Source organism: Streptomyces sp. NPDC097981 (assembly GCF_040302565.1).
Classification (GTDB): domain Bacteria; phylum Actinomycetota; class Actinomycetes; order Streptomycetales; family Streptomycetaceae; genus Streptomyces.
The window spans coordinates 12411-30829 of the sequence record NZ_JBEORW010000002.1 but is presented as its reverse complement, the minus strand read 5'-3'; the positions used below and the strand labels follow the sequence as shown (position 1 = coordinate 30829).

The window sequence follows — 18419 nt, the reverse complement described above, 5'->3', positions numbered from 1 at the left end:
TCGGCGGAGTGTGGAGTGAAGGGGCGGCGGGCGATGTTTCACGTGAAACAGCGCGCCGGGTGGGGTGACAGGTCAGGCCGGTACGACGACCACGTCGAGCCGCTCGTCGAGGTCGGCGGCGATCCGCTCCACCCGGTCGATGTCGGCGGCGCTCCGGTAGGGCGCGGCCACCGCGAGCGAGCCGGCGATCTCGTACCAGCCCTCGGGAGCGCGCCGCAGCCGGTCGCCCGGCTTCGAGGCGGGGATGTACGAGCGGAAGTACGGGGAGTGCGTCGCGTCGCCGGGGTTGTTGCGGACGAGGGTCCCGGTCCGGTACGCGAACTTGATGCAGGTGGCGGCGCGCGGGACCGCGGCCCGCAGCACCTCGCCGTCCAGGAGCGCGGCGAGGGCGTACGCGTCGTCCCCGGCGAGCACGGCCTTGGCGTAGAGGCGGACCGCGTCGATGCCGTGGACCTCGCGCAGGTTCCGGTAGTTCTGTCCGCCGCTCATCCGGGTGGCGAACTCCACGACCCGGTAGCGGCCCTCGGAGTCCTGCCGGAACTCGGCGTTGAACAGGCAGTGGCGCACGCCCAGGCCCGCCACGATGCCCTCGGCGACCGCGACCAGCTCCGGCTCCTCCTCCGGGGTGCGGAAGGGAAGGGTGTAGAAGTCCTCCTCGAAGTACGGGCCGGGCATCTGCATCTTGTTGGTCACGCCCACCAGGTGGAACGTCCCGTTCAGGACCACCCCGTCGAGGGTGACCTCCTTGCCCGGCAGGAACTCCTCCAGCAGCGCGATCTCCGGGCCGTCGCTGGGGAAGTAGCCGCCCCACTCCTCGGCGAGCCGCGCGACGTCGGTCAGCGCCCGCTCCAGCTCGGCGCGGTCGCGGACCAGGCTGACACCGATGCTGGCGGCCAGCGCGCTCGGCTTGACGATGAACGGGTACGTGAAGGCCTCCGCGGCGGCGAGACCGGCCTCGACGCCGGTGACGCCCGCGAACTGCGGCCCCGGCAGCCCGTGCCGCTCCAGGAAGGACCGCTGGAGCTGCTTGTCACGGGAGACCAGGTCGGCCTCGGGCCGCGGCCAGGTGTGCCCGAGCAGCTGGTTGACCCTGGAGGTGACGGCGATGTCGCTGTCGTAGAAGGTGATCGCCGAGGCGATGCCGAGCCGGCGGGCCGCGGCGGCGCAGTACTCGGCGAGCTCCGTGCCCTCCAGCTCCTCCGGGAGCGGCACGACGTTCGCGAACCGGCCGTCGTCCGCGGCCTGCGCGACCCGGGTCGCCAGGTGGATCTCCAGACCCATCCGCTCCAGGGTCTCGATGTGCTCGCGGTGCCACGCGTACGTGTTCCGCATGATCAGCAGGATCTTCATGACGCGGTCTTTCCGTTGCTGGAGGAGGGGGTGGTGACGACGGTGACCTTCTGGGTGAGCCGCTCGGCGGCGGCGACGGCCGCCTCGGTGTCCGCCCCGGTGACCAGCACCTGGCCGACCCGGTCCCAGTTGCCGCGCAGCTTTTCGACGGTGTCGCCGGGCCGCACGGTGGTCTCCACGTCGATGACGTCGTCGAGGGCCCTGGCCTCGTCCGCGCCCTGGATCTCCACGACCGTGCCCGGCTCGGCGGACAGGAAGCGGGTGGCCGCCGCGTGGCGGGGGGCGGGGCGCCCGGTGAGGGCCGGGATCAGCCCGAACTGCCAGGCCACGATCCACTCTTCGAGGTCGATGCCGTAGGCGGAGCGCAGCAGGTCGAAGATCCGGTCCCCGCCCATGCGGTTGTGGCTCTCGATGATCTGCGGGCCGGCCGGGGACAGCCGCAGCTCGGTGTGGGCGGCCCCGTCGGTGAGCCCCATCGCGTCCAGGAAGCGGGCGACGGCCTCCTCGATGCTCCGCTCGTCGGCCGCGTCGAGGCGGGCCGGCAGGGCGTGGCCGAGCTCGACGAACCCTTCGCCGGTGAGCTTCTCGGTCACCGCCAGGACGATGTGCCGGCCGCCGAACGAAAAGCTCTCGACGCTGTACTCGGGGCCGGGGATGTACTGCTCGGCGATGAAGCGGCCGATGGTGAAGAACGCACCCCACTGGAGGTCGGTGCGGGCCCGCAGGGCCCGCGCCTCGGCCCAGGCCTCGGCGGCCTGCCCCGGCCCGTCGATCCGTACGACGCCCAGGCTGGCGGTCGCGTCCACGGGCTTGAGCACGATCGGGTAGCCGTGCTCGGTGCCGAAGGCGGTCAGCGCCTCGGCGCTGTCGACCTCGGCGGCGGCCACCGACAGGGCCCGCACCTCGGGGGAGGGGGACGCGGCCAGGTGGCGGCGCATCGCGTGCTTGTCGCGCAGCAGCTCGGCGACCTGCTCGGAGGTGTTGCCGAGCCCCAGGTGGTCGCTGATCCGGCCGGCCGGGACCAGGCCCGGCTCGGTGATCGAGGCGACCCGGGTGAAGCCGTACGCCCGCTGCGCGGCCTCGACCAGCGGACGGGTGACGTCCCAGTCGGTGTAGTCGGCGATGAGGACGGCCTCGGCGAGCTCGGCGGCCTCGGGTACGAACTGGTCCTTGTGCTGGATCAGCACGAAGCGGATTCCGAGGGCCGCCGCCTTGCGCAGCGTCTGTATCCGTCCGCCGACGACGAGAAGCTTGTGTTCGGTCATGGCCGGAACTCTGCAGCAGAATTCCGGGCCGGGAAATGGATTCGGGCTGGCACAACAATGCCCGGCACGAATGACGCAGGACAGGGCCGTTGGTGATCTGGGGGAGGGCGTCCGGGCAGGAATGTGCCAGCCTCTTTTGTGCCAGCACTCAGCTATGGGCAAGGCCTTGACCGGTGGGTTTCATGGTGGGCACCACCTCATCCCCCCATCGAGAAGGAGCCCCCCATGGCCGGCGAGGACCCCTTGCGCCGACGATTGCAGGACCTGCCCAGAAGCGCCTGGGTGATCTTCTCCGGAATGTTCCTCATCAAATTCGGCAATTTCCTGAACGTATTCCTGGTGCTCTTCCTGGTCGCCCAGGGATTCTCCGCGTTCCAGGCCGGCGCGGCCCTCGGCGTGGTCGGCGTCGGCGCCTTCGTCGGGAACGCCGTGGGCGGCGCCGTCGCCGACCGCTTCGGCCGGCGCACCGCCATCGCCGTCTCGATGTCCGGCAGCAGCGCCGCCACCGCCCTCGTCCCGCTGACCCACGGGCTGTTCGCGACCACCGCGCTCGTCGGCCTCGTCGGCGTCTTCGCCCAGCTCTACCGGCCCGCGGCCGGCGCGCTGCTGGTCGACGTGGTCCCCGAGAAGCAGCGGGTGACGGCCTTCGCCGTGCTGCGGCTCGCCATCAACGTGGGCATGGCGGTCGGCCCGCTCGTCGGCGGCCTGCTCAGCGGGGCCTCGTACACGTACGTCTTCCTCGGCGACGCACTGTTCTCCCTCGCGTTCGGCGTGCTCGCCCTGTGCACGCTGCCCGGCGGGCGCCCGCGCACCGGAGCCCCCGCACCGGACACGACGAAGGGCAAGAACAGGGGCGGCTACCGCGAAGTGCTCTCCGACCGCCCCTACCTGCTCTTCCTCGGCTCGATGGGCGCCGCGACCTTCGTGTACGGGCAGTCCACCGCGACACTGCCGCTGCACGTGACCGACGCGGGCTTCGACAACAAGGTCTACGGCCTGCTGCTCGGCCTCAACGCCCTGCTCTGCGTCGTCGTCGAACTCCCGCTCACCAAGCACACCGAGCGCCGCAACCCGCGCCGGGTGATCGCCGCCGGGCTGGCCCTGCTGGGCATCGGCATGGCCCTCACCGGCGTGATGCACGCCGTCTGGCTGCTCGCGCTGACCGTCGTGGTGTGGACGGTCGCCGAGACGGTCTACACGCCGATCGCCAACGCCTACCCCGCAGAGTTCTCACCGGCGCACCTGCGCGGCCGCTACCAGGGCGCGGAGGGCATCGCCCACACCCTCGGCGGCGCCCTCGGCCCGGCCGTCGGCGGCCTCCTCTACAGCATCTCGCCGCCGCTGCACTGGACGGTCTGCGCAGCCGTCGCCGCCCTCGGCGCCCTCCTGATCCTGGGTGCCGACCCCGGCGCGCGGGGGGAGGCGAGCACCCCGCAGCAGTCCGAAACCCCCGAACCGGCCCCCGCGGCCTGACCTCTTTCAGCTCCGCCGGCGTCTGAGGCGCGGGGGTCCGGGGGCGGAGCCCCTGACAGATCCCGCGCAGCCGCCCCGACCCCGTCCCCTGTACAAGCCCACCCGAAAGGCAATCCGCATGACCACGACCACCGCAGCCGGCGCCGACGTCCACCGCATCGACATCCCCTCCGCCACCGAGGACCCCGCCGCGTACGTCGCCGCGCTCCTCGAAGTCGCCGGCGACCGCGACGCGTTCGACGTCCTCGCCAAGACCCCCGTCTGGGCGGCGCAGCTCTTCGCCGACCTGCCGACCGACCTCGCCGAGACCGTCCCCGAGCCGGGCGAGTGGCCCGCCGCCTTCATCGTCGGCCACCTCTTCGATGTCGACATCGTCTACGGCTTCCGCTGGCGCCTCGTGGCCACCGAGGACAACCCCGTCTACCCCGGCTACGACGAGCAGCTGTGGGCCCCGCTGCCCCGGCTCCCGTTCCGCCGGATGCTCGACGCCTGGACCGGCCTGCGCGCCTCCAACGTCGCCCTCCTCGCGGCGCTCCCGCCCGAGGACTGGCAGCGCACGGGACGCCACGGCGAGCAGGGCGGCGAAACGATGGAGGTCATGATCCGCAAGGTCATCGGCCACGACATCGCCCACATCAACCAGATCTACCGGGCCATCCGCCTCGTCCGCCAGGCCGCCGGCCTCGACGTCGCCGAACTCGACGCCACGTACGAATCGCTGGGCCTGCGCTGAGGCCTGCCCGCCGCATCCCGACCCCTCCACAGAGAGAACACGGCCATGACCACCGTTGCCCGGACGCCCGCCCCCGACACCATCACCGCCGTCGGCCCCGACCTCCGTGACGCGCTGCGCGAGCAGCGCTACGCCCTCGTGGCGGCCGCCGACCTGACCCTGTCCCCGGAACTCGCCGCCGCCTTCGACGGCCTTCAGGCGTCCTGGGGCCGGCTCACCCCCGACACCCACTTCGGCGGCGGCGACCGCGCCGTACGCACCCGCCGCTACAGCGACTTCACGTACGTGCCCGCCACCGGCGAGCTCGCCCCGCTCGACCACGTCGCGTACTACCAGAGCGAGGCCATGAACGCCTTCGTCGGCGGCATCGAGCGCCACTTCGGCGACGTCGAGGAGGCCACGTACCGCAACCCGCTCTTCCAGGCCCTGGTCCGCTACGACTTCGACAACCTGCCGATCGAGGACGAGTACCGCGACCGCGCCTGGGTCTGCCAGATCCACCAGATCCGCATCGAGATCAACCCGGGCCGGTACAACGAGCTCGTCCCGGAGGGAATCCACTCGGACGGCTACCCGTGGGCCGGCCTGCACCTCATCTCCCGCGTCGACGTCGAGGGCGGCCACAGCACCGTCTTCACCTGGGACGAGGAGCCGCTCGCCAAGGGCACCTTCCTCACCCCGCTCGACTCGCTGATCTTCGAGGACCGCGCGATGAAGCACCACGTCACGGGCCTGAGCGCGGCCGAGGACAAGGGCGGCTACCGCGACGTCCTCGCGATCTCCTTCTCCCTGCCCGGCTCTCCGTACGAGACGCTGGTCTGATGAGCGCCGCAGCTCTGGCGCTCGAAGAGCCGCACGTACTGGTCGGGCCGTACGAGCCCCAGGCGCCCGCCGCCGTACCGGCCGCCACAGCGGTGTCCGCGGAGATGACGGCGGCCGACATCCCGCAGGTCATCGAGCTGCTGCGGGCCGCGCCGCAGGCCGCGTACTGCGAATGGGAGGACGAGAGGCTGCTCGCCGGGCACCTCGCCCACTCCTGCGACCTGTGCCGGGTGGTCCGCACCCCCTCGGGCCGGGTCGTCGCGGCGCTGCTCGCCGGCTCGTTCGGCGTACGGGGGAGCATCAGCCACGCCGTGGTCGACCCCGGCCACCGCAGGCTCGGGCTGGCCCGGGTGATGGCGGTCGACACCCTGGCGGCCTTCCGCCGCCGCGGGGTCAACCGGATCTTCCTCGCCGTCCTCGACGGGAACGAGGCCGCGACCGCCCTCTGGACGGGCGTGGGATTCCGTCCGGCCCTCGGAGAGAGGACCTTCGAGTGCGATCTGTAGCGACCGACCCCCCGGCCCCGGCGCACCACGCCGCGGCCGGGGCCCCCGGGGCGGGGGCCGCCCGACCGGCCGCCCCCGCTCCGGCCGGCCGGGCCCGGGCCGCCGGTGCGGCGGGATTCGGGCAGGCCGTCCCCGTCATGCTCGGATACGTGCCGGTGGCCTTCGCCTTCGGCGTGCTGGGCCACACCGCCGGACTGCCGTGGTGGGCGTTGGTCGCCATGTCGGCCTTCGTGTACGGCGGTTCCTCCCAGTTCGCGGCCCTCCAGCTGCTGGCCGTCGGCGCCGCCCCGTACGCCGTTGTCCTGACCACCTTCGTGGTCAACCTGCGCCACCTGCTGCTGTCCGCCGCGATCGCCCCCCGGCTCGCCGGATGGCGGCGCCGGGAGCAGGCGCTCTTCGCGTACGAACTCACCGACGAGGCCTTTGCGGTGCACTCCGCCCAGTACGCGGACCGCGCGGAGCGCCCCAAGGCCGAGGTCTTCACCTTCAACACCGCCGTGCACGGCTCCTGGGTGGCGGGGACGCTCGTGGGCGTGCTGGCGGGTGACCTCGTCACCGACGTCGAGGCGCTGGGCCTCGACTACGCCCTGCCCGCCATGTTCATGGCCCTGCTGGCGGCCGGGATCATCACCGACCGGCGCGGGCTCGCCGTCGCCGTCGTCGCGGGCGCCGGCGCGGTGGGGCTGACCCTGCTGAGCCTCCAGTACTGGGCCGTCCTGGCCGCGGCGGCCGCCGCGGCCACCTTCGGACTGGTCATCGCACCCCGTGAGGGACACGCCGGAACTGCGGCAGACGGGACGGCAGCCCCCGGTTCGGAGAACCCCGGCCCGGAAGGAGGGCCGGTCCGATGAGCGGCCTCACGCTCGCCCTGACCATCGTCGGCATGGCCGCTGTCACCTTCGGCCCCCGCCTGGTGCCCACGCTCTTCCTCGCGGCGGCGGCGCTGCCCCGGCCCGTCGTGGTCTGGCTGCGGCAGGTACCGCCCGCAGTGATCGCCGCCCTGCTCGCCCCGTCCCTGTTCGCGCCCGCCGGCACGCTGGACCTCGGTCCCGGCAACTACGGACTCTGGCTGGCCGTGCCGACCCTGCTGCTGGCCCGGCACACCCGGAACTTCTACCTCACGATCGCTTTCGGCATCGGATCCCTGGCCCTGCTCCGCATGATCACCGGCTGACGGAACCGGGATTTCACCGGTCTGGACGGCTCTGACCTGCACATATGTCGGTCCTGAGGGTGGCCGGGAGGTTAATTGGCGCGACTGGTCCCACCGATGACGTAGAGTTGTGTCTACCGACGCGGGGTGGAGCAGCTCGGTAGCTCGCTGGGCTCATAACCCAGAGGTCGCAGGTTCAAATCCTGTCCCCGCTACTCAGTACGAGGCCCGGTTCCCTTGGGAACCGGGCCTTCGTCGTTCCCTGGTGCACCCTCACCCGATCGGCCCGGGCCGGGTCGCCGTACCGCCCCTGCCGCCCCCAGCCTTGAGGGGCGATGCGGCAGCGGCCCGCACCCGTGTGAGGGACCGGGCAGGAGAGCAGCGTGGTGGGGCTGGGGCAGCAGGGCAGCGGCGGGCGCACGGGCGGCACCGGCGCCGGCAGCGGTACGGCCCGGAAGGTGGTCCGGACGCTCCCGGTCGCACTGATCGCGCTCGGCCTCGCCTTCGACATGCTGACCCCGCCCAGCTACACGGGGTCCCCCCTCTTCTCCGCGGCCCCGCTGATCGCCGCCCCGCTGGCCTCCCTCGTGGCCACGGTCCTCACCGGTGTGCTGGCCTCGCTCGCGGTGGTCCTGCTGCACATCCTCAACAGCACCACCTGGAAGGTGGAGGCGCTGACCGAGCTGGTGACCGTGCTGACGGTCTCCGGACTCGCGGTCCTGATCAACCGGGTCGTACGGCGCAGCGGCGAGCAGCTCGCCTCGGCGCGCGGGATCGCCGAGGCCGCCCAGCGCGCCGTGCTGCCGACGCCCGCCGAGCGCATCGCCGGCCTGCACGTCTGCGCCCGGTACGAGGCCGCACAGGCCGACGCCTTCATCGGCGGGGACCTGTACGCCGTCCAGGACACCCCGTACGGAGTGCGGCTGGCGGTGGGCGACGTACGGGGCAAGGGGCTCGGGGCGGTGGAGGCGGTGGCGGTGGTCCTCGGAGCCTTCCGGGAGGCGGCGGAGACGGAGCCCACGCTGGAGGGTCTGGCACGGCGGATGGAGCGGTCCCTGGCCCGCGAGGGTGACCGGCGCGAGGGCCTGGACTCGGTGGAGGGGTTCACGACCTGCGTGCTCGGGGAGATCCCGGCGGGCGCGGAGCGGCTGCGCCTGCTCAACCGGGGCCATCCCGAGCCGCTGCTGCTGCACGCGGACGGGCACCTGGCGGTCCTCGCCCCGGCGGAACCCGCGCTGCCGCTCGGCATGGGCGAGCTGGCCGAGGCCTGGCCGGTCCGGGCGCAGGAGTGGGCCTTCCCGGCCGGGGCCACCCTGCTGCTGTACACGGACGGGCTGACGGAGGCCCGCGACGCGGCGGGGGTCTTCTACGATCCGGCGGCCCGGCTGAGCGGGCGGGTCTTCGGCGGGCCCGGCGAACTGCTCGGGGCGCTCGGCAGCGACGTGCGCCGGCACACGGGCGGCGCGGCGACCGACGACATGGCGCTGCTCGCGGTGGGCCGGCCGGAGCGGCGGGATGCCGTACCCGCGGTCGCTCCGTGACGGTCTGTAATTGAAAAAGTGCGCTCCGCAAGGTTTATGACGGGCCGTCAATGCACGGGTGTGGCTGGAGAGATGTGGATCTTGCTTGATTTTTGCCCTGATTGATCCGCTTAAACGGCATTAGTGATGGCCAAGGTTCCGCAGGGAGTGGCTGATTGCCGCTAACGATCAATCGCAACAGCTTGGAATCATTCCCCTCCGTCTATTACCGTTCGATAACGCAGCGCGGTCGTCCCAGCCGTCGCAAGAGACGGCACCGTGCGCGTGCGCGTCCATGAGGAGTGTGGCCCGGTGGCCTCCAACTCGCCTGCCCCCGAAGGCATCGAGCTCCAGGAAGAGCCCACCGCGGGCGCCTGGGGCGAGTGGAACCCCACCGAGGACTCCGCCCGCCCGCCCCGCGGCAAGCACCGGGTCGCCAAGCAGCGCGGGGGACTTGCCCGCAGCTCCACCGTGCTCGGCGTCGGCGTCATCGCGGCGGTCGGCGCGGGCGGCATCGCCACGGCACAGGACCGGCCCCAAGTCGCCATATCCATGCCCTCGTTGCCCGACCTCGGCCTGGGCCACACCGAGGCCGACGCGCAGCACGCGAACGCGTCGGACACCGCGCACGGCGCCGGAGCCTCCGCGCGGTCGACCGGCATCATCGCGCAGCAGGCGGGGCAGCACACCGACGCCGGGGAGATGCTCCTGGGCCGCATCCTCCAGCAGGCCGAGTCCCAGGAGAGCGCCGCCGAGGCCCAGACCCGGGCCCAGGCCGAGCGCGCCGCGCAGGAAGCCGCCGCCGCGGAGGCCAAGGCCAGTCGGGAGGCCGCGCAGAAGGAGGCCGACGACACCCGCCTGGCCGCCGAGAAGGCGGCCAAGGAGGCCGCCGACGCCAAGGAGGCCGCCGACGCCAAGGCCGAGCAGGAGCGCCCCGCCCAGCCCGCCGGCAGCTACTCCCTCCCCACCTCCGCCTACACCCTCACCTCGCACTACGGCGACGCCGGCTCCATGTGGTCCTCCGGCTACCACACCGGCCTCGACTTCGCCGCCCCGACCGGCACCCCCGTCAAGGCCGTCGCCGGCGCGAAGATCACCTCGGCCGGCTGGTCCGGGGCGTACGGCTACCGGATCGTGCTGGAGCTCGAAGACGGTACGGAGATCTGGTACTGCCACCTGTCCTCGATGTCGGTGACCTCCGGCACGGTCTCCGCCGGCGAGACCATCGGCCGCGTCGGCGCCACCGGCAACGTCACCGGACCCCATCTCCACCTGGAAGTGCGCGTGGGCGGTGCGACGACGGACCCGCTGGCGTGGCTGGAGTCCAAGGGCCTGAGCGTCTAGCGGGCGGTACGAAGACCAGCTCCAGGGGTTCGAGCGGCCCGAGCGGCACCGGCCGCGGCGGAAGGAGCTCCTCCAGGACCGCGGCCCGGGCCAGGGCGGGCCCCGCCGTCGCCTTGCGCAGCCACAGCCGGCGCAGCAACTCCCGTTCCCGGCAGGCGAAATCCGGCTCTCCCGCAGGTCCCCCGTGCCGCGCCCGGTGCCGCAGCAGGGCCAGCGCGGCCGCATCCGCCTCGTACAGGGCGACCGCCCTGCCCGCCGCCCGGCCCCCGGTGCTCCGGGCCAGCGCGCGGGCCAGCGACCGGGCCGGCATCGACACCAGGGCCGGCACCTCCGCCGGACGCAGCCACCCGGCGGCCGCGTACACCGCCAGCTCCCCGGCGACGGCCCGCAGCCGGTGCCGCCTTATCCGCACGGCGAGCCACAGCAGCAGCCCGAACACCGGGACCATCACGCAGCCGTAGACCACGTAGAACCCGTACTCCCCGAATCGCGAGGAGCTGTTCCACAGCGCGTGCAGGCCCATCGCGGCCAGCAGCCCGAGCAGTGGCAGCCCGGTCCTGCGCGCCCGGCCGGTGCCGAGCGCCGCCGCGCCGAACCCGAGCCCGGTGAGCACCGTGAACAGGGGGTGCGCGAAAGGCGAGACCATGATCCGCACGAAGAACGTCGCGGCCGTCACCGAGTCCAGCGCGGCGGCGCCGCTCTGGGCGTCCTCGTCGAAGGCGTTGCCGAGATAGAGGATGTTCTCGGTGAAGGCGAAGCCGGTGGCGGTGAACCCGGCCACCACGAATCCGTCCGCGGGGCCGGTGAACTGGCGCCTTCGGAACGCGAACAGCAGCAGCAGGGCCGCGGCCTTGGCGCTCTCCTCGACCACCGGGGCGACCGCCACCGAGCCGAGCCGGTCGGCGGCGGAGGCATCGGCGGTGGCCGCGGTTATCCACTCAGTGGCGAAGTTGTTGGCCAGTATCGAGATCAGGGCCGCGGTGCAGGCGCCCCAGCCGAAGCAGAACAGCAACTGCGCCCAGGGCCGGGGCGCGGCCCGGCCGAGCCACCGGAAGGCCGCCATGAGCGGCGGCACCGGCAGCACGGCCAGACCGAGGCCGGCGAAGAACCCGGCGGTGCCGGTCTGCTCCCGCACGAGTTCGAGGATCGCCAGCCCCGACAGCGACAGCACGGCGAACACGCACGCACGGACACCAGGGAGCGCTCGGAACACGCGATGACTCTAGCGAGTCGTTCCGACACGGGGAGTGACGTTGACGTTTCTCCGCCCGTAAGCGCTACGCGTCCGGGGCCGCCCGGCGGGCGAAGAGCAGGTCGTGCACCACGTGACCCTTGTCCAGGCCCTGTCCCTCGAAGCGGGTGAGCGGCCGGAAGGCGGGCCGCGGCGCGTAGCCGCCGTCCGCCTGGGTGTTCTCGAACTCCGGGTGCGCGGTGAGCACTTCGAGCATCTGCTCGGCGTACGGCTCCCAGTCGGTCGCGCAGTGCAGCACGGCCCCGGGGGCCAGCCGGGTGGCGGCCAGGTCGAGGAACTCGGGCTGGATCAGCCGCCGCTTGTGGTGGCGGGCCTTGGGCCACGGGTCCGGGAAGTACACGCGGAGCCCGGCGAGGGAGGCGGGCGGCAGCATCTCGCGGAGCAGGATGATCGCGTCGCCGTTGGCGACGCGGACATTGGTCATACCGCCGCGCTCGGCGAGCGCCAGCAGGTTCCCCTGGCCGGGGGTGTGCACGTCGACCGCGAGGATGCCGGTCGCGGGGTCGGCGGCGGCCATCTGCGCGGTGGCCTCACCCATCCCGAACCCGATCTCCAGGACGACGGGCAGCCCGCCGAAGAGCTGTTCGAGGTCGATGACGGAGTTCCCGTCGATGTCGAGCCCCCAGGTCCCCCAGAGCCGCTTCAGGGCTTCGCCCTGCCCGGTGGTCACCCGGCTGCGCCGCGGCTGGAAGCTCCGGATCCGACGCTCGTGGTGCGAGCCGGCCGGGTCGGGGGAGGGCCCGTCGGGGAAACGGGGCTCGGTCCGCCACTTCGGGGGCACGTAGGAGTTCGCCTCCGGAGCGGTTTCCGGGGCGCTGGGCTGGGGGGTGAGGGACTCAGACACAATGCCCAGATTCTACGACCCCTCCCCCGTCCCCCGCCGCCTCCGCCCGGGGACCGGGGGCAGGGGCCCGGCTCCTTCAGCCCCGCTGGCGTTTGAGGCGCTCCGGATCGGGAGGGGTCAGGACACCCGGAGGGTGTTCAGGGCTCGGCGGGCGATCTCGCGGCCGATCGGGAGCGAGGCCGTGGCCGCCGGGGACGGCGCGTTCAGGACGTGGACCGTACGCGGGGCGTCCCGGATCAGGAAGTCGTCCACCAGAGTCCCGTCCCGCAGGACGGCCTGCGCCCGGACCCCCGACCCGGCCGGGGCCAGGTCCGAGGACGAGACCCCGGGCAGGAGCCGCCGTACCGCCTCCGTGAAGGCCTGCTTCGACAGCGACCGGTGGATCTCGCCCGCCCCGTACCGCCAGTGCCGCCGGGCCATCCGCCAGGATCCCGGCCAGGCCAGCTCGTCCGCGACGTCCCGCGGCCGGACCACGCCCCACCCGTACCCCTCGCGGGCCAGCGCCGGCACCGCGTTGGGCCCGACGTGGACACCGCCCCCGATCCCGCGCGTCAGGTGCACGCCGAGGAAGGGGAACGCCGGATCCGGGACCGGGTAGACCAGCCCCCGGACCAGCGAGGGCCGCGCCAGGTCGTAGTACTCCCCACGGAACGGCACGATCCGCATTCCGGGGTCGTCCCCGGCCAGCCGCGCGACCCGGTCGCACTGGAGCCCCGCGCAGTTCACCAGCACCCGCGCCCGCACCACGAGCCCCGCCGTCGTCCGGACCGCGACCCCGCTCGCCCGCCGGGAGACCAGGTCCACCGCCCCGCCGTAGACGATCTCCGCCCCGGAGGACTCCGCGAGCTGCTGCGCCACCTGCCCGTAGTCGACGATCCCGGTGGTGCCGACGTGGATCGCGGCCAGGCCGCGCACCTCCGGCTCGTACTCCGAGATCTGCGCCGGGCCCAGCTCGCGCACCGGGATGCCGTTCTCCCGGCCCCGCTGCACCAGCGCGTGCAGCCGCGGCAGCTCGTCCCGCCCGGTGGCGACGATCAGCTTCCCGGTGACCTCGTGCGCGATCCCGTGCTCGGCGCAGAACTTCACCATCTCCGCGGCCCCGCGCACCGCGAAGCGCGCCTTGAGGGACCCCGGCCGGTAGTAGATCCCGCTGTGGATCACCCCGCTGTTGCGGCCCGTCTGGTGGCGGGCCGGGCCGGACTCCTTCTCCAGCACCACCACCCGCGTCCCCGGGGCGAGCTGCGCCAGGGCATGCGCCGTCGACAGGCCGACGATGCCACCGCCGATCACCAGAACATCGCAGTCCATCCTGCCCACGCTGCCCATGCCGCCGCCCAAGCTGCCACCTCCCACCCCTGCATACTGCACCCCGCCACTGACAAAGGGGCTACGCGGGGGCCACCAACAGCGGTCGTGCCCGCTCCCGCAGCTCCGCCACGCGCGGCTCGTCCCCGTACGGTTCGAGCCGGTGCAGCAGGTCCCGTACGTACTCCGTCGTCCGCGCCGAGGAGATCCTGCCCGCGACCTCCACCGCCCGCGTACCGGCCGCGCACGCCGCGTCCAGGTTGCCCGACTCCAGCTCGGCGACCGCGCTCACCACCAGCCGCAGCCCGTGCGAGCGTACGTACTCCTCCGTCGGCCGCGACAGCGCCTGCTCGGTGAAGCGCCGGACCTGCCGGGGGAGTTTGAGGTCCCGGTAGCATTCCGCAGCATCCGCCGCGAAACGGTCGTACGAGTAGAAACCAAGCCAGGTCGGATCCGGATCACCCGCCCGCGCCCGCTCCAGCCAGCCCTCCGCCGCCCGCAGCGCCGCCTCGGCGGCCGCCGAATCGCCCGCCTTCGCGTGCGCCCGCGCCTCGACGAGCCGGAAGAAGCTCATGGTGCGGGCGGTGGCCAGGCCGCGGTTGCGCTCGACGGCCGCCTGCGCGAGGTCCACGCCCTCGTCCGGGAAGTCCCGGTAGGTCGCCTGGAGCGACATGGAGGCCAGCACGTACCCGCCCAGCGGCACGTCCGCGGCCGCGCGGGCCAGGCGCAGCGCCTGGATGTAGTAGCGCTGGGCCGCCTCCTGCTGGCCGGTGTCGAAGGCCATCCACCCGGCCAGCCGGGTCAGTTCGGCGGTCGCTCCGAACAGGGCGCGGCCCACCTCGTCGCTGTACGAGCCGAGCAGCAGCGGCGCCGCGTCGACGCGCAGGCACTCGGGGACCATCGACGAACGCCAGTCCCCGCCGCCGTACTTGGAGTCCCAGCGGCGCGCGTCCTCGGCCGCCTCGCGCAGCTTGGTCACATCGCTGTGGCCCACCCGCTGCGGCGACGGATCCGACAGCCCCACGACGGCGGCCGGCACGGTCACGGATACGGGCACGGCCACGGGGGCGGTCGCGGGCACCGCTGCGGGCGGGGCGTGCGGTGTTTCACCCGAAGACTGTGCGGGCAGACCCGTTGACGAAGACGCCGCTGCCGGCGACGCCGTCGGCCCCTGCGCCGGGGCCGCGGACGCCGTGTCCGCCACCGGCTCGCGCGACGCCACGGTCTCGCGGGACGGAGCGGGCTCGCGCGCCACCGAACCGTCGGCCGGAGATATCAGCCAGCGCGAGGCGGGCGTTGCGTACGCGGACACGGCGAAGGAGCCGGCCAGCGACTGCCAGATCCCGCCACCGCCCCGGCGGCCGGCCAGGTCGAGCCGGTAGAGGTCGGTGGCCGAGCGCACCGCCTCGCCCACGTCCCGCGGAAAGGCGAGGCCGACCTCGGGCGCGGGGTCCGCGTCCGCCAGCCCGATCTCGTGCAGCGGCACCGGGCGTCCCAGCTTCGCGCCGATCGCGGCGGCGATCAGATGCGGGGCCGCGCCCTGCGGCACCATTCCCTTCGACACCCACCGGGCCACCGACGTCTTGTCGTAACGAAGCGTCAGGCCGCGCTGTGCGCCGAGGTCGTTGACCCGCCGGGCCAGCCCTGCGTTGCTGATGCCGGCGAGGGCGAGGACGGCGCCGAGCTTCTCATTGGGCTCGCGGAGCTCCCTGGACATGCGCCACCCCTCGTCACACGCGGAACGCACACAACGCATACGCCGCCGAGGCATAGTTGCCCGGCATTTCGTAAACCCAGCGTAGTTCCCCGCCTCCCAAGCGTTAAGGCCCCGACTTCCGGATGGCGGGATTGTTGTCCGCATGCACAGTCGGGGAGGGGCCCGCGCCGAGGGCGTACGCCCCCTCCCGTGCTCCGTCCGTGTGGCCGTGCGCCCGTCCGTGCGCTCTGGCCGGTCACCGGGCCCGGCGATTCGATGTGCCGTGCGTGGGTCGGCCCGCTGCGTGGATCCGGCGGGCCGGGGGATGCCGCCGCCCCAATCCCCGCGGGTGGCGGAACGGTCCGGGGGGCGAGTCCCGCCTCTCGGACCGCGCCACGCGCACCGCCGCGGCCGGGCGCCCCTGGGCGTGCGACGGCACTCAGTACGGCCGAAGAATGGCCGAAACCGACCTATGGGACGGTGGGAACGGAACGTCAAATACCGTGTGGCCGGGGTGTGTTCGTTTGCATGTGCGCCCTCCTCGGTCACTCTCGCACGCCTGTCTCGTGGCAGCATGGACCCCGAGCCACCCGGGGTCCCCTCGGCCGCGCCCTCAGCGCCGACCACGCCGTTCATGCCCCGGTCAATTGCCCACGGGCTGGGGAGGCGGCGGTGCGCTGGTTGGTGGGGTGGAGCAGTATCGCCGCGAGCTTCGGCACGGCCGGTCGCGTCTCCGGCCAGGGCGGACCCGGCGGACCCGGCTCCTCCGGCTCCTCCGGCGGACCCCTGACCGGCGGCATCGCGGACGCCGGCCATCCGGACGACCCGGCCGCCCAGGACGCCGAACGCACCGTCGTGCCCGTGGGCGCCCAACTGCTCTGGGGAGACCCCGACCCCCTCTGGGCCGTCGGCGACTGGCGCCCCGACGAGATCCGCACCCTCGCCGCCGACCCCGGCGACCCCTTCACCCGGCTCGCCGTCCTCGGCTGCTGCGGCGCCACCGACGCCGAGCTGCGCAGCGCCCTCCTCGCCGCCCGCGGCGGCGCCCTGCGCCACCTCACCCAGTGGTCCGGCAGCTACACCGCCGTCGTCCAGACCGGCCGCCGGATCACCGTCGTCGGCGATCTCGCGGGCGCGCGGCCCGTCTTCTACACGCCCTGGGCCGGCGGGACGGCGTACGCCACCGCCGCGCTGCCGCTCGCCGACCTCATCGAGGCCCAGCTCGACATCGGCCACCTCGCGGCCCTGCTGGCCTGCCCCGACAGCCCGGAGGCACTGGGCGACGGCACACCGTACGTCGGCGTGCGGCGCATCCCGCCCGGGCACGCGCTGATCCTGCGCGAGGGCTCGCGCGAGATCACCGGGTACGAACCGGTGGCCTCCCTCGCGGTCGCGGCGCCCGCGGCCGATCCCGAGGCCGCGGTGGAGGGCGTACGCGAAGCATTGGTGGACGCGGTGCGCGCCCGGCTCACGGCACCGCGGCATGCCCCCGACACACTGCCCCACGACCCCGGCCCCGTGCCCGGAATGGGCCCCGCCGACCGGCGTGCGGCCCGGGGCGCACCCGCGCCGGTGCCCGGCGTGGGCGCCGACCTCTCCGGAGGCAGCGCCTCCGCGACCCTCGCGCTGCTCGCCGCCGGCCTCCCGGGCGCCCCCGGCACGATCGTCAACCGCACCGGCGAACGGCTCCTCGCCGTCACCTTCAACGACCTCGCCACCCCACAGGGCCGCGAAGCCGAACTCGAACGCGCCCGGGCCATCGCCGCCAGCCCCCGGCTGCACCACGTGGTCGTGGCCGCCGCCGAGGAAGCCCTCCCGTACGCGGAACTCGACGGCCCCCTCACCGACGAACCCGGTCCCTCCCTCGTCACCGCCGCCCGCGAACGGCGCCGGCTGGCGGCCGGCTCGGCGGACCACTTCACCGGGCACGGCGCCCGCCAGGTCCTCGACGCACACCCGGCCCGGCTCGCCGACCTCCTGATGGACCGCCGCCGACGCCACCTGCTGCGCCCCGTCGCGGCACTGGCCCGCTCGGCGCCGGGCGACTCCGCCCTCTCCCTGCTGGTCCCGTTCTCCGTCTACTCGGCGGCCCGCCGGCTCGCCCGTACCCCGTACCGTGCGGGCATGGAGGCGGCGGCGGCCCGGCTGCGCGAAGGCTCTGTCGCAGGGGGTGCGTCGAACCCGGTCGACGCTTCGCTGGCCGCCCTGACCTGGTCCCGCCCCGGCCCGGCGGCGGGCTGGCTCACCGGCGAAGCCCTGGCGGAAGTATCGATCCGCCTTGCGGCCGCCGCGGGCCGGCCCCCGCTCTCGCTGCGTCCCGGCGAGGCCAGGGCCCGCGCCGCGCTGACCCGCCACGCGGCGGACCACCGGGTCTTCGAACAGGCCGTCGAGGTCCGCAGCCAGCGCCTGCACGCCCCGTTCCTGGACAACCAGGTCGTACGGGCCGCCCGGGCCCTCCCGGAATCCCTGCGGGTCCAGCCGGGCGCCCGGGCCGCGATCCTGCGCAGCGTGCTGTCCTCGGCGGGCGTACGCGAACTCCCGCCGGGCTGGGGCGCCTCGGCGCACACCCCGAACGAGACGGCCACCCGCGTCGGCCTGCGCGCGGCGCTCACCTCCCTGCTGGCCCTCTTCACGTCCCCGCTCCTCGCGGACGCCGGGCTGATCGAGGCCCGCGTCGTCCAACAGGCCCTGCTGGACGCGGCGGAGGGCTGCCCGGTCCCGCTGGACGGCCTGGCCGAGCTCGTCTCGATGGAGCTGTGGCTCGGCCGCCTCCTCGCCCGCCGCGGCACCTGCTGGACGGGTACCTCCACCCCCCGCCGCCGAGCGGTCCCGACAGGAGTCCCGGTCCGCCGCCCGGCCCTCTCCTGACCCCGTGCCCCCGCCCCCGGCCGGGGCGCGCAGACCCCGCCTGCGGCCGCCTGCCTGCGGCTGTGCCCGTCCCGTGTCTGGCTGCCGCGCGCCCCGGGGCCGTGTGCGCCCTCCTGCCTGCGGCCGTGTGCGGGTCCGCTGCCCGGCGTGCCCGTCCCCGCGCCCGCTGTCGGCTGTCCGGGGCCGCTCCGGCACGGCCGGCCTTGCCGGCGTTTTGAGGCGCGGGGGCGCGGTGGGGTGCGGGAGCCCTTCACCGGCAGCCCTGAACCCTCCGGTGGCAAGGCAGAA

The 18419-nt window shown here is 73.8% G+C and carries 15 protein-coding genes and 1 tRNA gene; 10 read left to right on the top strand and 6 right to left on the bottom strand.

From position 1 onward, the window contains the following. Positions 1 to 72 precede the first annotated feature (72 nt). Together ABTY04_RS01750 and ABTY04_RS01745 are read right to left on the bottom strand one after the other, a co-directional pair. Complete coding sequence (locus ABTY04_RS01750) at positions 73 to 1350, bottom strand: ATP-grasp domain-containing protein (RefSeq protein ID WP_352211321.1); 1278 nt, start codon at positions 1348 to 1350, stop codon at positions 73 to 75. Next, positions 1347 to 2615, bottom strand: a complete 1269-nt coding sequence (locus ABTY04_RS01745) for an ATP-grasp domain-containing protein (protein ID WP_352211320.1) — start codon at positions 2613 to 2615, stop codon at positions 1347 to 1349. The genes ABTY04_RS01750 and ABTY04_RS01745 overlap by 4 nt, the downstream gene beginning before the upstream one ends. 225 nt (positions 2616 to 2840) lie before the next feature. On the opposite strand from ABTY04_RS01745, the gene ABTY04_RS01740 reads away from it, so the two are divergent. From ABTY04_RS01740 to ABTY04_RS01700, 9 genes are all read left to right on the top strand, one after another. Further along, positions 2841 to 4088, top strand: a complete 1248-nt coding sequence (locus tag ABTY04_RS01740) for an MDR family MFS transporter (RefSeq protein WP_352211319.1) — start codon at positions 2841 to 2843, stop codon at positions 4086 to 4088. A 118-nt stretch (positions 4089 to 4206) separates the two neighbouring features. After that, entirely contained in the window at positions 4207 to 4821 is a 615-nt protein-coding gene (locus ABTY04_RS01735) for a DinB family protein (RefSeq protein WP_352211318.1), read from the top strand. Between the two features lie 45 nt (positions 4822 to 4866). Beyond that, positions 4867 to 5643 carry a 2OG-Fe dioxygenase family protein gene (locus tag ABTY04_RS01730; protein WP_352211317.1) on the top strand — a complete coding sequence of 259 codons (777 nt, stop codon included), beginning with the start codon at positions 4867 to 4869 and terminating at the stop codon, positions 5641 to 5643. Then, complete coding sequence (locus tag ABTY04_RS01725) at positions 5643 to 6149, top strand: GNAT family N-acetyltransferase (RefSeq protein WP_352211316.1); 507 nt, start codon at positions 5643 to 5645, stop codon at positions 6147 to 6149. Before ABTY04_RS01730 ends, ABTY04_RS01725 begins: the two co-directional genes overlap by 1 nt. Further along, positions 6137 to 7000 carry an AzlC family ABC transporter permease gene (locus tag ABTY04_RS01720; RefSeq protein WP_352211315.1) on the top strand — a complete coding sequence of 288 codons (864 nt, stop codon included), beginning with the start codon at positions 6137 to 6139 and terminating at the stop codon, positions 6998 to 7000. The genes ABTY04_RS01725 and ABTY04_RS01720 overlap by 13 nt, the downstream gene beginning before the upstream one ends. Then, complete coding sequence (locus ABTY04_RS01715) at positions 6997 to 7323, top strand: AzlD domain-containing protein (protein WP_352211314.1); 327 nt, start codon at positions 6997 to 6999, stop codon at positions 7321 to 7323. The genes ABTY04_RS01720 and ABTY04_RS01715 overlap by 4 nt, the downstream gene beginning before the upstream one ends. Positions 7324 to 7443: 120 nt before the next feature. Beyond that, positions 7444 to 7517: transfer RNA gene (locus ABTY04_RS01710), tRNA-Met, on the top strand. Positions 7518 to 7694: 177 nt separating this feature from the next. Beyond that, positions 7695 to 8843, top strand: a complete 1149-nt coding sequence (locus ABTY04_RS01705) for a PP2C family protein-serine/threonine phosphatase (RefSeq protein ID WP_352211583.1) — start codon at positions 7695 to 7697, stop codon at positions 8841 to 8843. Between the two features lie 291 nt (positions 8844 to 9134). Beyond that, positions 9135 to 10166 carry a M23 family metallopeptidase gene (locus tag ABTY04_RS01700; RefSeq protein WP_502996533.1) on the top strand — a complete coding sequence of 344 codons (1032 nt, stop codon included), beginning with the start codon at positions 9135 to 9137 and terminating at the stop codon, positions 10164 to 10166. On the opposite strand, the gene ABTY04_RS01695 is transcribed toward ABTY04_RS01700, so the two are convergent. The 4 genes from ABTY04_RS01695 to ABTY04_RS01680 form a co-directional block, all read right to left on the bottom strand. After that, positions 10075 to 11379 carry a PrsW family intramembrane metalloprotease gene (locus tag ABTY04_RS01695; protein WP_352211313.1) on the bottom strand — a complete coding sequence of 435 codons (1305 nt, stop codon included), beginning with the start codon at positions 11377 to 11379 and terminating at the stop codon, positions 10075 to 10077. The genes ABTY04_RS01700 and ABTY04_RS01695 overlap by 92 nt on opposite strands. A 64-nt stretch (positions 11380 to 11443) precedes the next feature. Beyond that, a complete protein-coding gene (trmB, locus tag ABTY04_RS01690) occupies positions 11444 to 12262 on the bottom strand; it encodes a tRNA (guanosine(46)-N7)-methyltransferase TrmB (protein ID WP_502996532.1) in 819 nt (272 codons plus the stop codon). Between the two features lie 117 nt (positions 12263 to 12379). Then, positions 12380 to 13570, bottom strand: coding sequence for an L-2-hydroxyglutarate dehydrogenase (lhgD, locus tag ABTY04_RS01685; RefSeq protein ID WP_352211312.1), 1191 nt, complete (start codon positions 13568 to 13570; stop codon positions 12380 to 12382). Between the two features lie 79 nt (positions 13571 to 13649). After that, positions 13650 to 15284 carry an NsdA family TPR-like regulatory protein gene (locus ABTY04_RS01680; protein WP_352211311.1) on the bottom strand — a complete coding sequence of 545 codons (1635 nt, stop codon included), beginning with the start codon at positions 15282 to 15284 and terminating at the stop codon, positions 13650 to 13652. A 651-nt stretch (positions 15285 to 15935) separates the two neighbouring features. Here ABTY04_RS01680 and ABTY04_RS01675 point away from each other — a divergent pair. Then, positions 15936 to 18131, top strand: a complete 2196-nt coding sequence (locus ABTY04_RS01675) for an asparagine synthase-related protein (protein WP_352211310.1) — start codon at positions 15936 to 15938, stop codon at positions 18129 to 18131. Positions 18132 to 18419: the final 288 nt, after the last annotated feature.

Excerpts from the sequence above, each read along its gene's own strand:
- ABTY04_RS01750 (WP_352211321.1), bottom strand. The coding sequence starts at position 1,350 with ATGAAGATCCTGCTGATCATGCGGAACACGTACGCGTGGCACCGCGAG.
- ABTY04_RS01745 (WP_352211320.1), bottom strand. The coding sequence starts at position 2,615 with ATGACCGAACACAAGCTTCTCGTCGTCGGCGGACGGATACAGACGCTG.
- ABTY04_RS01740 (WP_352211319.1), top strand. The coding sequence starts at position 2,841 with ATGGCCGGCGAGGACCCCTTGCGCCGACGATTGCAGGACCTGCCCAGA.
- ABTY04_RS01735 (WP_352211318.1), top strand. The coding sequence starts at position 4,207 with ATGACCACGACCACCGCAGCCGGCGCCGACGTCCACCGCATCGACATC.
- ABTY04_RS01730 (WP_352211317.1), top strand. The coding sequence starts at position 4,867 with ATGACCACCGTTGCCCGGACGCCCGCCCCCGACACCATCACCGCCGTC.
- ABTY04_RS01725 (WP_352211316.1), top strand. The coding sequence starts at position 5,643 with ATGAGCGCCGCAGCTCTGGCGCTCGAAGAGCCGCACGTACTGGTCGGG.
- ABTY04_RS01715 (WP_352211314.1), top strand. The coding sequence starts at position 6,997 with ATGAGCGGCCTCACGCTCGCCCTGACCATCGTCGGCATGGCCGCTGTC.
- lhgD (WP_352211312.1), bottom strand. The coding sequence starts at position 13,570 with ATGGACTGCGATGTTCTGGTGATCGGCGGTGGCATCGTCGGCCTGTCG.
- ABTY04_RS01680 (WP_352211311.1), bottom strand. The coding sequence starts at position 15,284 with ATGTCCAGGGAGCTCCGCGAGCCCAATGAGAAGCTCGGCGCCGTCCTC.